Annotated in this window: 12 protein-coding genes and 1 tRNA gene; 7 read left to right on the forward strand and 6 right to left on the reverse strand. The window is 61.8% G+C overall.

Features of this window, described 5'->3' with window-relative positions; translation table 11 throughout:
• Positions 1–36: 36 nt before the first annotated feature.
• From trmFO to NKI32_RS06400, 3 genes are all read right to left on the reverse strand, one after another.
• A complete protein-coding gene (gene trmFO / locus NKI32_RS06390) occupies positions 37–1,449 on the reverse strand; it encodes a methylenetetrahydrofolate--tRNA-(uracil(54)-C(5))-methyltransferase (FADH(2)-oxidizing) TrmFO (RefSeq protein WP_353002285.1) in 1,413 nt (470 codons plus the stop codon).
• A gap of 516 nt (positions 1,450–1,965) precedes the next feature.
• On the reverse strand, positions 1,966–2,109 hold the full coding sequence (locus NKI32_RS06395) for a DUF1127 domain-containing protein (protein WP_023667673.1): 144 nt from the start codon (positions 2,107–2,109) through the stop codon (positions 1,966–1,968).
• A gap of 51 nt (positions 2,110–2,160) precedes the next feature.
• Positions 2,161–2,301 (reverse strand): DUF1127 domain-containing protein, encoded by a 141-nt coding sequence (locus tag NKI32_RS06400; protein ID WP_006335194.1) that lies wholly within the window; start codon positions 2,299–2,301, stop codon positions 2,161–2,163.
• A gap of 235 nt (positions 2,302–2,536) precedes the next feature.
• Here NKI32_RS06400 and NKI32_RS06405 point away from each other — a divergent pair, with 235 nt between their 5' ends.
• From NKI32_RS06405 to NKI32_RS06415, 3 genes are all read left to right on the forward strand, one after another.
• Entirely contained in the window at positions 2,537–3,649 is a 1,113-nt protein-coding gene (locus NKI32_RS06405) for a DUF2157 domain-containing protein (RefSeq protein ID WP_353002287.1), read from the forward strand.
• A complete protein-coding gene (locus NKI32_RS06410) occupies positions 3,646–4,227 on the forward strand; it encodes a GDYXXLXY domain-containing protein (RefSeq protein ID WP_023697610.1) in 582 nt (193 codons plus the stop codon). Before NKI32_RS06405 ends, NKI32_RS06410 begins: the two co-directional genes overlap by 4 nt.
• 75 nt (positions 4,228–4,302) lie before the next feature.
• The gene (locus NKI32_RS06415) at positions 4,303–5,751 is read left to right on the forward strand and encodes an aromatic amino acid lyase (RefSeq protein ID WP_353002289.1); all 1,449 of its coding nucleotides are present in this window, start codon (positions 4,303–4,305) and stop codon (positions 5,749–5,751) included.
• 101 nt (positions 5,752–5,852) lie between these two features.
• On the opposite strand, the gene NKI32_RS06420 is transcribed toward NKI32_RS06415, so the two are convergent.
• A tRNA-Leu gene (locus NKI32_RS06420) sits at positions 5,853–5,937 on the reverse strand.
• Between the two features lie 352 nt (positions 5,938–6,289).
• Between NKI32_RS06420 and tig the strand changes: the two genes are divergently transcribed.
• From tig to NKI32_RS06440, 4 genes are all read left to right on the forward strand, one after another.
• Entirely contained in the window at positions 6,290–7,765 is a 1,476-nt protein-coding gene (gene tig, locus NKI32_RS06425) for a trigger factor (RefSeq protein ID WP_023681635.1), read from the forward strand.
• 260 nt (positions 7,766–8,025) lie between these two features.
• Positions 8,026–8,406: a c-type cytochrome gene (locus NKI32_RS06430; protein WP_023667668.1), complete on the forward strand. Its 381-nt coding sequence runs from the start codon at positions 8,026–8,028 to the stop codon at positions 8,404–8,406.
• A gap of 153 nt (positions 8,407–8,559) precedes the next feature.
• Complete coding sequence (locus tag NKI32_RS06435) at positions 8,560–9,492, forward strand: heme o synthase (protein WP_353002291.1); 933 nt, start codon at positions 8,560–8,562, stop codon at positions 9,490–9,492.
• A gap of 179 nt (positions 9,493–9,671) precedes the next feature.
• Complete coding sequence (locus tag NKI32_RS06440; protein WP_023667666.1) at positions 9,672–10,493, forward strand: DUF2189 domain-containing protein; 822 nt, start codon at positions 9,672–9,674, stop codon at positions 10,491–10,493.
• 62 nt (positions 10,494–10,555) lie between these two features.
• Here NKI32_RS06440 and NKI32_RS06445 read toward each other — a convergent pair whose 3' ends face one another.
• A complete protein-coding gene (locus NKI32_RS06445; RefSeq protein ID WP_023733688.1) occupies positions 10,556–10,954 on the reverse strand; it encodes a cytochrome C oxidase subunit IV family protein in 399 nt (132 codons plus the stop codon).
• A 9-nt stretch (positions 10,955–10,963) separates the two neighbouring features.
• The gene (locus tag NKI32_RS06450) at positions 10,964–11,686 is read right to left on the reverse strand and encodes a heme-copper oxidase subunit III family protein (protein ID WP_023667664.1); all 723 of its coding nucleotides are present in this window, start codon (positions 11,684–11,686) and stop codon (positions 10,964–10,966) included.
• Positions 11,687–11,696: the final 10 nt, after the last annotated feature.

Raw genomic sequence — 11,696 nt, forward strand, 5'->3', positions numbered from 1 at the left:
CGTAAACGTCAATCGCGTTAGGACTCTGAGACTTGGCTATTCAGCAGCTTCCGATGTTTGCGCCGGCAGCCCTAGCCACTCCCGACAATCTGCCCGCGCGCGTGAGGTGATCGCGTGGCGCTTGGCCACCGTCTTGTCCTTGCCGCGCAGGCGTTTGCCTTCGGTCTTCGGTGCTTCCACCGGCGGGAACAGGCCGAAATTGACGTTCATCGGCTGGAACGAGCGTTTGCCCGGCTCGTCGTCGGAAACGATGTGGCCGCCGGTGATGTGGTTGAGCAAGGCGCCGAAGGCGGTGGTGAGCGGTGGCAGCGATGGCGCGTGGCCGAGCCGCTCGGCGGCGGCGAAGCGGCCGGCGAGCAGGCCGATCGCCGCGCTCTCGACATAGCCCTCGCAGCCGGTGATCTGGCCGGCAAAGCGCAGGCCCGGCCGCGACTTCAGCTGCAGCGAGGCGTCGAGCAAGGTCGGCGAATTGATGTAGGTGTTGCGGTGCAGGCCGCCGAGACGGGCGAACTCGGCGTTTTCCAGGCCCGGAATGGTGCGGAAGACGCGCACCTGCTCGGCATGCTTCAGCTTGGTCTGGAAACCGACCATGTTGTAGAGCGTGCCCAGCGCATTGTCCTGGCGCAGCTGCACCACGGCATAGGCTTTTACCGTCGGATTGTGGGCATTGGTCAGCCCCATCGGCTTCATCGGCCCGTAGCGCAGCGTCTCAACGCCGCGCTCGGCCATGATTTCGATCGGCAGGCAGCCGTCGAAATAGGGCGTGCCTTCCCACTGCTTGAATTCGGTCTTCTGGCCGTCGACCAGCGCCTGTACGAAGGCGAGATACTGGTCCTTGTCCATCGGGCAATTGATGTAGTCCTTGCCGGTGCCGCCGGGCCCAACCTTGTCGTAGCGCGACTGGAACCAGCAAATGTCCATGTCGATCGTGTCGAAATGGATGATCGGGGCGATGGCGTCGAAGAAGGCCAGCGCGTCGGCGCCGGTTGCCTCGGCGATCGACTGGGCGAGCGACGGCGCGGTCAACGGGCCGGTGGCGATGATCGCCTGGTCCCATTCCGCCGGCGGCAAGCCCGGCACTTCCTCCCGCTCGATGGTGATCAGCGGGTGCGCTTCGAGCCTTTTCGTCACCGCGTCGGAGAAGCCGTCGCGATCGACGGCCAGCGCGCCGCCGGCCGGCACCTGGTTGGCGTCGCCGGCACTCATGATCAGCGAGCCGGCCAACCGCATTTCGGCATGCAGCAGGCCGACGGCATTGTTCTCGGCATCGTCGGAGCGGAAGGAATTGGAACAGACGAGTTCGGCAAGCCCATCGGTCTTGTGCGCATCGGTGCCGCGCACCGGGCGCATCTCATGCAGGACGACGGGAACGCCGGCTTGCGCTGCCTGCCATGCGGCTTCGGAGCCGGCGAGGCCGCCGCCGACGATGTGGATAGGATTTTTGCTCATGAGCGCCGGAATAATCGCTTGGCGCGCCGTTTGCAATTGGCCGGTGCGAGCGTGGGTCATTGTCGTGCAGCGACGGAGCTCGACTTTCTTATGTCCGCGGCGACGGTCTGATGGCGGCGTAAAGCGCCTCGATCGACTGCATGCGCAATTGAAAAGCCTGCCCAAAAACAACAACACCCGCCGCGGGAGGAGGTGCGGCGGGTGTCGTTTTTGGGGCCGATCCTCGGGAGGAGGTGGGGATCGGCCGTATTCGCCATTGCCGGGGAGGAGGTCGGCTTTGACGAAATTCTTTTCGCCGGATCGAGGGAGGCGAAATCCCTGGAAGACGACCTGCGTTCACTTTGAAGACGAACTAGCGTTCGCTTCGGAAAGACGAACTGCGTTCGCTTTGGAAACAGCGCCCGCCGCGGGAGGAGGTGCGGCGGGCGCCGTTTTGGTGGTCAACCCTCGGGAGGAGGTGAAGGCTGACCGTATCCGTCAGGGTCGGGGAGGAGGTCGACCCTGGCGAAATTCTGGTTAGATCGTCGCCCTGCGGGCGATGATCTTGATCTCGTCACGGACGATGCCGAGATCATGGAGCTGACGGTTCGAAAGGCGACCCAGCTCGGTAACGGTGTCGCGGTAAACGCGCCAGTTACGATAGTTGCGGATCAGGTTCATTGTCGTTCTCTTTTTCAAAACTGGTTCGGACCATTTGCGATCCGAAGAGGATTAGACCGCCTTGCGGGCGACGTAGTGGATGTCGCTGCGGCTGATGCCGAGGTCGGTCAGTTCACGGTTCGACAGGCGGCTCAGCTCGGAGACGGTGTCCCGGTAGCGGCGCCAGTTGCGGTAGTTGCGGATCAGGTTCATGGTAGTGCTCGTTTCGTCTTTCTTCGGATCATTCCGTTTGTGTACGAACAGTAAATAGGCTGGGTTATATCGATTTAAAAGTGCTGTTGGCGCATGGCAGCAATGCAAATTGTGCAATGCAACATTAACGCGCGTTCGCGGCTTCGTCATGAAGAAACCCGAATCGGAAAATGACGTTGCGTCAACGATTTGAGCGGATCGGCTGTCAGAAAGACCAAGGTGGGGGAGAAGCGGCATGGCGAGCTATTCGTCGCGGGCGAGGGCCGATATCGGGCGGTGGCTGCAGGCTGGCCTGATCGACGCGAAGACGGCCGATGCGCTTAAGCGCGACATCGACGCAAACGAGCGCAAATCGCTGAGCTTCGGCACTATATTGGCCATGATGGCGGCGCTGCTGTTCGGCGCCGCGATCCTGCTCTTCGTCGCCGCCAACTGGGACGCCATCCCGCGGCTGGTGCGGGTCGCGGCACTGTTTGCCGTCATTCTCGCCGGCTATGTCGGCGGCGCGGTGTTGAAGATGCGCGACCATGCGGCGATCGGCGAGGCGCTGTGGATCGTGGCCGCCGCGGCCTTCGGCGGATCGATCGCGCTGATCGGCCAGATGTACCATCTCACGGGTGACGAAGCCTCGGCCATCGTCACCTGGGGCATCGGCACGGCATTAGCCGCGGTGGCGTTGCGCTCGAACCCGCTGACGGTCGCTGCCGTCGGCATATCCGTTGCCTGGCTGTTCGTGCGCGCGTTCGACTTTTATGACCGCCCCGTATTTCCGGATTTCTTCGTTATCATGGCGCCGGTGCTTTTTGTCGTCTCGTTGTGGACGCGCAGCCAGCCGGCACGCCACCTGATCATTCTCTCGGTCATTTTCTATATCGCGGTGCGCGGCCTGGACCAGAACACGCTCGCCGTGGCTATTCCTCTCGTCGTGGTGTCGGCGCTGCTGTTTGCGGTTTCGATCTTCGCCGCTGGGCCGGCCGACCGGATCTTGCAACTCGGCGGGCGGTTGCCTTTGCACGCCTTGATCGGCTTTCTCACCGGGCTGGCGATGATGCAGATCGAACTGGGCGATGACAACGCCTTCAGCAACGGCTTTGCCATTGCGTCGGTCATCGCACTGGCCGGCATTGCCGCGGCGATCATGCTGGGCGGGCGCGAGAGCAGGGGGCTGCGCTGGGTTGCCTATGCCGGCTTTGCCTTCGAGCTCGCCATTATCTATGTCGTGACCTTGCAGACGATGCTCGGCACGGCCGGCTTCTTCCTGGCTGCCGCAGTGCTGTTCGGCATCCTGGCTCTCGTCATCATCCGTGTGGAAAAACGCATGAAGGCCCCGGAAGGAGCGGCAGCATGATGTCGGGAAAGAAACTTGTCATCTCGGCGCTGGTCCTGGCGCTCGTCCAGATCGGCTTCCTGAGCTGGATCATCGCCGGCCGCGCGGCGATCCTGCGCAACGGCAAGGAGGTCTTGCTGAAAGTCGAGCCGGTCGATCCGCGCGATCTGCTGCGCGGCGACTATATTATCCTCGGCTATGAAATATCGCGCTTGCCGGTGAAGCTGATCGCCAACATCCCGGCCGGCCAGCTCGTGAGCGAGAACACGCCGATCGTGGTCCGGCTGAAGCCGGGTGCCGACGGCTATTGGCATGCGACCACGGCCTGGTTCGGCAAGGCTCCGACGCCGGCGACCGCCGACGAAGCCGATATTGTCGGCCAGGTCGCGCCGGGCTGGACGCTTGATCCTGAATCCACGATCGCACCGCAATACGGCATCGACCGCTTCTACCTACCTGAGGGCCAGGGCATGGCGATCCAGAACGACATGCGGGTGCGGCCATTCGGCGTGCGCATCGCGCTCGCCGCCAGTGGCCAGGCACAGATCAAGGCGCTGATGGACGGCGACAAGACATTGTTTGAGGAACCGCTCTACTAGAAGACATTACCCAGGGCATGGATTTCGGCAACGATCGATCGCTTCGCCCTCATGCAAACCAGACGGGCGAAGACAATGCCGATTACGGTGACGACGCGCGAAGATATCAATCTCGATGCCGTTTTGCGCGTCGCCTGGAGAAACGACACGGTCGAAATCGGCGACAAGGCCTTGCAACGCATTGCCGAATGCCGCGCCTCGTTCCTGAAACTCATTGAGTCCGATCCGCCGCCGGTCATCTACGGCGTCACCACCGCGATGGGCGAGCTGGCAAGCCGCAAGCTCGAACTTGACGAGCGCGACCGCCATGCGCGCATCAAGGCTTTTGCTGCCGCCACATCGTTCGGTGAGCCATTGCCTGAGCGCGTCGTAAGGGCGATCGTGTTGGCGCGGCTGACCAACTTTATCGAAGGCAATGCCGCGACCACGCCGCGCATCGCACGGGCGGTCGCGGCGATGCTCGACGGCGGCCCGATGCCGGTGGTGCCGTCGCAAGGGCAGGGTGGCGCCGGCGAGATCCTGGCGCTCTATCCGCTGTTTGCTGCGCTTACCGCCAGCCTTGAGCTTGAGGTGAAGGAGCGCGGTTCGCTGATCAACGGCTCGCCCTGCGCGGCGGCACTGGTGGCGGACGCAGCACTTGCCGCGCGTCGTCGCCTCGCCATGGCGCACAAGGTGTTCGCGCTGTCGATCGAAGCGTTTCGTGCGCCGCTCGAGCATTATGATGCAGCGCTCGACGGGCTCTGGGGCGACGAACACGAAGCGGCCGCCTTGCAAGGGTTGCGGCAGTTTCTGGTCGGCGCAGGGGATGGACGGCGCAATTATCAGGCGCCGGTCAGCTACCGCATCGTGCCGCGTGTGCTCGGCCATGCGCATCGGGCGCTGGCCGGCGCCGAGCAGGCGGCGACCGTATCGCTGGCCTCGATCTCGGACAATCCAGTCTATATCCCGCCCGACGCGGCGCACCCGCTGGGGCGCTGCATCTCGGCCGGCGGCTATCACAATGCCATGGCGACGCCGGCGCTCGACGATCTGGCGGCGATCTGGGCCGATCTCTGCCTGCTCTGCGACCGCCACGCCTCAAAGCTGCTGAACGGCAAGGTGTCGCTGCTGCCCGACCTGTTGATGACCGGGCGGCATTGGGCCGACAGCGACGGGCACGGCAATGTCGGCTATGTGCCGATGGCGATCACCGGCTATCTCGAACAGGCCAAACTCGCGGCGCAGCGCACCTTCATTCCGGGCACCGAATCGGCCGGCGCCGGCCAGGACGACGTCGCCACCACCGCATTCTTCGCCTGGACCAAGGAAGCGACGGCCGGCCGCTGCCTCGATGCGGCAATGGCGATGCTGGCCATGATCGCCTCGCAGGCCCTGTACGTGACTGAACGCGCCGCGCCGCCGGCATTGCAGGATTTTGTCGCGGATATCAGGAAGATCGTGCCCCCGGTCGACGCCGACCGGGTGCTGGGGCCGGAGCTGGCGAAATTGGCGGAGTGGTTTACCGGTCAAGTGTTTGAAGTGTAGGCCGTCGCCGCCAGTCCTCCTACGCCACGGCTTCGGAGGACACCCTTCGCTTTATCAAGCTCCTGGGTGGCCTGCCACCCGAAGCTCGATAGAGCGAAGGGTGGTGCGGATGAAGGGACTCGAACCCCCACGCCTTTCGGCACTGGAACCTAAATCCAGGGCGTCTACCAGTTCCGCCACATCCGCATTTGTCGGCAATCCCATGTAGCCATCATTCTGTCAATGTCGGGGCGAAAATGTCTGCCGTTGGGGCGGTCATTCGCTGCAACGCGAAGATGGTTGAAAATTGGCCTCGCCTGTGACAAAAGGCGTGTCAAATGTGACGGGACGCGCCGATCCGCTTCTGCAGAATGTGATAAGAAGTAGGAAAAACAAGAACTTATTCACATCTTGGAACGCAGTTTGGAACAATTTGAGCCGTAATTTCGGTCAAATCGCCAGGTTCCGTACCAAAAGCCATTCCCGGCAAGATTGTACCGGCAGGCTGTGAACGGCAAGACGCCGTGGCAGCCTCTTTGGTGAAGATAAAGGTTTTACGATGCAGGTCACCGAAACGCTCAACTCCGGTCTCAAGCGCGAGATCAAGATCACCGTGCCGGCCGGTGATATGGAAGCCAAGCTGATGGCGCGGCTGTCCGACGCCAGGAACAAGGTCCGCATCAACGGCTTCCGTCCCGGCAAGGTGCCTGTGCAGCATTTGCGCAAGGTCTACGGCAAGTCGTTCATGGCCGAAGTGGTCAACGAAATCCTCAACGATTCGACCCGTTCGATCATCACGGGGCGCGGCGAAAAGGCCGCCATGCAGCCTGAAGTGATCATGACGGAAGACGAGAAAGAGGCCGAGAAGATCCTGGCCGGCGGCGCCGACTTCGAATTCCGCCTCAACTACGAGGTCATCCCGGCGATCGAGATCAAGGATTTCTCCGACATCAAGGTGACGCGCCAGGTATTCGAAGTGCCGGACAGCGAGATCGACGAGCAGGTCCAGCGCGTTGCCGAATCGGCGCGAAGCTTCGAGCCGAAGACCGGCAAGGCCGCCGAAGGCGATCGCGTTTCGATCGACTATGTCGGCAAGATCGACGGCGAGGCCTTTTCCGGCGGCGCCGGCACCGACCAGCCGCTGGTTCTGGGGTCCAAGGAATTCATTCCGGGCTTCGAGGACCAACTGATCGGCGCCAAGGCCGGCGACGAGAAGCAGGTCACGGTCACTTTCCCGGAAAACTACCAGGCAGCGCATCTGGCCGGCAAGGAAGCCACCTTCGACGTCACCGTCAAGGAAGTGTCCAAGCCCGGCGCGCTGGAAATCAACGACGAAATGGCCAAGAACCTCGGCCTGGAATCGCTGGAGCGCCTGCGCGACGTGGTGCGCGGCCAGATCGAGAACCAGTTCGGTTCGATGACCCGCCAGAAGGTCAAGCGCCAGCTGCTTGACCAGCTTGACGCGGCCTATTCGTTCGAGGCGCCGTCGAAGCTCGTCGATGCCGAGTTCAACAACATCTGGACCCAGGTCAACCGCGATCTCGAAGCCGCCGGCCGTACCTTCGCCGACGAGGAGACGACGGAAGAAGAGGCACGCGCCGAATATCTGCGGCTTGCCGAGCGCCGCGTGCGTCTCGGCCTGGTTTTGGCCGAGATCGGCGAGAAGGCCGGCGTCACCGTTTCCGACGAGGAACTGCAGCGCGGCCTGTTCGAGCAGGTGCGCCGCTACCCGGCCAACCAGCAGCAGGAAGCCTTCGAGTTCTATCGCAGCAATCCGGAAGCCCTGAACACGCTGCGCGCGCCGATGTTCGAGGAGAAGGTCGTCGACCATCTGCTCAGCCAGATCTCGGTCACCGACGTCAAGGTCAGCAAGGAAGAGCTGATGGCTGACGACGAAGAGGGCGATACAGCCAAGGCCAAGCCGGCGAAGAAGGCCGCTGCCAAGAAGGCCGACAAGGCTGAAAAGGCCGACGACGCGGAAGAGCCGAAGAAGAAGGCAGCCCCGAAAAAGAAGGCCGCCAAGGACGCCGAATAAGCGCCTGACGACAAGATCAGAAAAGGCCGCCCTCGAGGCGGCCTTTTTCGTTGTGGCGGATGTGCCTTGAGCCACCGCAGCCCACCTGAACCTTTGTACGGTCGACCTGTTCTACCTACCGGCCAGATTCTGTGGTACACAAGTGCCGCAATTCCATCTGGGGAGGAGCGGAGAATCTATTCTGCCGTGCAGGGCGCATGCTGGTGCTACCGGCATGTGCAGACCGTCTCAGGCAAATTTGACGATCAGGGAGGAATGCCATGCGCTTGGTTGCGTTTTTCGCCGTCGTTTCCGTTGCAACTTTCATCGCCAATCCATCGCGGGCACAGGACGCCGCGGCGGGCGAGAAGGTCTTCACCAAATGCAAGGTCTGCCACGTCGCAGACCAAGACACCAACAAGATAGGCCCTTCTTTGCATGGCGTTATCGGCCGGACGGCCGGCACGCATCCGGATTTTAAATATTCCGAAGCCATGATCGCGGCCGGCACATCCGGCGTCAAATGGGATGAGCCGACACTGACGACGTATCTTCACGACCCCAAGGCAATGGTCAAAGGGACGAAGATGGCGTTTCCCGGCCTCAAGAAGGACGAGGACGTCGCCAACGTCATCGCCTATCTGAAGCAATTTTCCCCGTAACCTGGCTCTTCGGCCGGCCAGAGCGTTTCACCGTTTCACGGAAACGGCGATCCGCTCGATCTCTTTGTTCTTACGCAATTCCGGACGGAAAACCGCATACACTTTTCCTGGAATTGCTCTAGGCTGCCCGGTTTCCATCGATGGTCGTCTCAAATGTCGGTCAAGGAAAGCCTCAAGGATACCGGCGTCCGCCTCTCGGAAGCGACGGCCAGTGATTTCTTTGCGCTCTTGAAGCCTCGGGTCATGGCCCTTGCCGTCTTTACCGCCTTCGTCGGTCTGATGGTGGCGCCCGGCGCGATGAACCCGGTCATCGCCGTGATCGCCATAGGTGCGATTGCGGTTGGAGCGGGAGCGGCCGGCGCGCTCAACATGTGGTACGACGCCGACATCGACGCGCTGATGTCGCGCACGTCAAAGCGGCCGGTTCCGTCGGGCCGCGTCACGGCGGGCGAAGCGCTCGGCTTCGGCCTGGTGCTTTCCGCAGTTTCGGTCATGACGCTCGGCGTGCTGGTGGGCTGGCTTGCCGCGTCACTGCTGGCCTTCACCATCTTTTTCTACGTCGTCATCTATACGATGTGGCTGAAGCGCTCGACGCCGCAGAACATCGTCATCGGCGGCGCGGCGGGTGCGCTTCCTCCGATGATCGGCTGGGCAGCGGCCACCGGCGCCATCGGCATTGAAAGCCTGATCCTGTTCCTGATCATTTTCCTGTGGACGCCGCCGCATTTCTGGGCGCTCGCACTGTTCAAGGCCGGCGACTATGCCGCTGCCGGCATCCCGATGATGCCGAACGTGGCCGGCCAGGCCTCGACCAGAAGGCAGATCTTCGCCTATTCACTGCTCCTGGCACCAATCGGCGTGCTGCCCTGGGCGTTCGGATTCACGAGCGGGGTCTATGGGATTGTTTCGGCTGCATTGGGCTCGGGTTTCATCTGGCATGCCTGGAACGCCCTGGTCGTCCTCGACAAGGAGATGAAGCCGGCCAAGGCGCTGTTTGCCTATTCGATCTTCTATCTTTTCGCGATCTTTGCCGTGCTGCTTGCCGATACCATCGCGATACGCGCGTTCATGTCAGCCGGAGGGTGACGGCATGACGCTGTGTTCGGAAACCTCGCCTTCCGGGAGCCTTTTGTAAGAACGGGCGACAAGCTCCAGTCAATGGAGTATATTGATTGCGGTGCAGGTCGCGGTTCGCGTGGCCAGTCATGCAGAACGGCAGCACCGTGAAACCGCGACCTTGCCGGACCTGGTCTGGAGGAACGGGCATGACAAGTTTTCACGTGATTGCAGGCGCCAGCGAAACGCTGGAACACACCAAAATCCGAAAAATCAGCGTTTCCGATCTTTTCGATGCGCTCAAGCGCGGTGTTGACGATTTTATGGTCAAACCGTCGCACATCGTCTTTCTCTGCCTGATCTATCCGCTTGTCGGCGTGGTGCTCGCTGCCTGGACTTCGGGCGCCAATGCGTTGCCGATGTTGTTTCCGCTGGTGTCCGGCTTTGCGCTGATAGGTCCATTCGCGGCGATCGGCCTCTATGAGATCAGCCGCAGACGAGAAGCCGGGCTCGACACCTCCTGGACGCACGCTTTCGAGGTCAGGAATTCTCCGGCCCTGCCAGCCATCGCCGCAGTCGGGATCATGCTGGTTGCAATCTTCATCGCCTGGCTTTTGGCGGCGCAGGTGTTCTACGAATATCTCTTCGGCCCGGCTCCGCCTGTATCGATTTCGGGCTTCATCAATGAAATATTTGCCACCGGACGCGGCTGGTCTCTGATTGTCCTGGGGCACGCCATCGGCTTCGTCTTCGCCGCGGTGGTGTTGTGCACGACGGTTGTCGCCTTCCCATTGCTGCTCGACCGCGACGTCGGCGCCTACGAAGCCATCCACACATCGGTGCGAGCGGTGCTGGCGAACCCGATCCCCATGGCTGTCTGGGGACTGATTGTCGCCGTTGCCCTGATCATAGGCTCGCTGCCGGTGTTTGCCGGGCTGGCGGTCGTGCTGCCGATCCTGGGTCACGCCACCTGGCATGTCTACCGCAAGGTTGTGGAGCCGCCATCGTCCCCGACGCGGGTCGGCCTCTGACCCTGCAGATCAGCTGATGGGAAGCTTCATCTCCGGTCTTTGACCGGAGATGAAGCTGTGCGTCAGGGCCCCGGTCCGAAGAAGGACAACCGGGTGAGAAGCGTGTAGTCCGCTTCGAAGAGCATCATCGCCACGAACACCAATATCAGAAGCGGCGGCAGGATGATCGCATAGGTCAGCGCCAGCCGCTCCCAAGCCATGTGCATGAACACGGCGACGATCAGCCCGGCCTTGAGGATCATGAAGATCAGGATCAGAGACCATCTGAGATAGCCGTGGATGCCGAGATAATCGACCATGTAGGAGCAGGCGCTGAGGATGAACAGCCATGCCCAGACCACCAGATAGAGCTTGATCGGATGTTCCTGATGAACCTCCGCGACGCCGGTCGGTGGCCCTTCATGCGCATGATCAGAGTGCAGCGCGTGTTGCCCGAGGCCGTTTGCGGTTGCTTCAGCCATGTCAGCCTCTCACCAAAGATAGAAGAATGCGAAAATAAACACCCAGACCAGGTCGACGAAATGCCAGTAGAGCCCCATGATTTCGACGTTCTCGTAGCGACCCCTGCGGCTGGTGAAGAAGCCGGGACGACCGACGTCGTAGTCTCCACGCCAGACCTTTCGCGCCACGATGATGAGGAAGATCACCCCGATCGTCACATGCGTGCCGTGGAAGCCGGTGATCATGAAGAAAGTCGAGCCGAATTGTGCCGCGCCCCAGGGATTGCCCCACGGCCGTACGCCTTCGGTAATCAGCTTGGTCCATTCGAAGGCTTGCATGCCGACGAAGGTGGCTCCTAGCGCTGCCGTCAGAAGCATGAGGATTGCGGTTTTGCGGCGGTCGCGGCGATAGCCAAAATTGACCGCCATGGCCATCGTTCCGCTGCTCGATATCAGCACGAAGGTCATGATGGCGATCAGGATCAGTGGAATGTCCGAACCGCCGATGCGAAGCGCAAAGACCTCGCTCGGATTGGGCCACGGCACACGTGTGGAGACGCGCGCGGTCATGTAGGAGAGCAGGAAGCAGCCGAAGATGAAGGTGTCGCTGAGCAGGAAGATCCACATCATGGCCTTGCCCCAGGACACGTTCTTGAACGCGCGCTGATCCGAGGACCAATCGGCGGCGATGCCTTGCCAGCCTGCGGGCCGCGTCTCCGTTTGGCCGGTATGCGTCAGTGTCGTTTCTGCCATGCTCCTCGAC

Source organism: Mesorhizobium sp. M0761, assembly GCF_040320205.1.
Taxonomy (GTDB): Bacteria; Pseudomonadota; Alphaproteobacteria; order Rhizobiales; family Rhizobiaceae; genus Mesorhizobium.

What these genes read in the sequence shown, in the direction of transcription:
- NKI32_RS06430 (WP_023667668.1), top strand. Translation starts at nt 8,026, where the DNA reads ATGCGCTTGGTTGCGTTTTTCGCCGTCGTTTCCGTTGCAACTTTCATC.
- NKI32_RS06440 (WP_023667666.1), top strand. Translation starts at nt 9,672, where the DNA reads ATGACAAGTTTTCACGTGATTGCAGGCGCCAGCGAAACGCTGGAACAC.
- NKI32_RS06450 (WP_023667664.1), bottom strand. Translation starts at nt 11,686, where the DNA reads ATGGCAGAAACGACACTGACGCATACCGGCCAAACGGAGACGCGGCCC.
- NKI32_RS06415 (WP_353002289.1), top strand. Translation starts at nt 4,303, where the DNA reads ATGCCGATTACGGTGACGACGCGCGAAGATATCAATCTCGATGCCGTT.
- NKI32_RS06400 (WP_006335194.1), bottom strand. Translation starts at nt 2,301, where the DNA reads ATGAACCTGATCCGCAACTACCGCAACTGGCGCCGCTACCGGGACACC.
- NKI32_RS06410 (WP_023697610.1), top strand. Translation starts at nt 3,646, where the DNA reads ATGATGTCGGGAAAGAAACTTGTCATCTCGGCGCTGGTCCTGGCGCTC.
- NKI32_RS06405 (WP_353002287.1), top strand. Translation starts at nt 2,537, where the DNA reads ATGGCGAGCTATTCGTCGCGGGCGAGGGCCGATATCGGGCGGTGGCTG.
- NKI32_RS06395 (WP_023667673.1), bottom strand. Translation starts at nt 2,109, where the DNA reads ATGAACCTGATCCGCAACTATCGTAACTGGCGCGTTTACCGCGACACC.
- trmFO (WP_353002285.1), bottom strand. Translation starts at nt 1,449, where the DNA reads ATGAGCAAAAATCCTATCCACATCGTCGGCGGCGGCCTCGCCGGCTCC.
- NKI32_RS06445 (WP_023733688.1), bottom strand. Translation starts at nt 10,954, where the DNA reads ATGGCTGAAGCAACCGCAAACGGCCTCGGGCAACACGCGCTGCACTCT.
- tig (WP_023681635.1), top strand. Translation starts at nt 6,290, where the DNA reads ATGCAGGTCACCGAAACGCTCAACTCCGGTCTCAAGCGCGAGATCAAG.
- NKI32_RS06435 (WP_353002291.1), top strand. Translation starts at nt 8,560, where the DNA reads ATGTCGGTCAAGGAAAGCCTCAAGGATACCGGCGTCCGCCTCTCGGAA.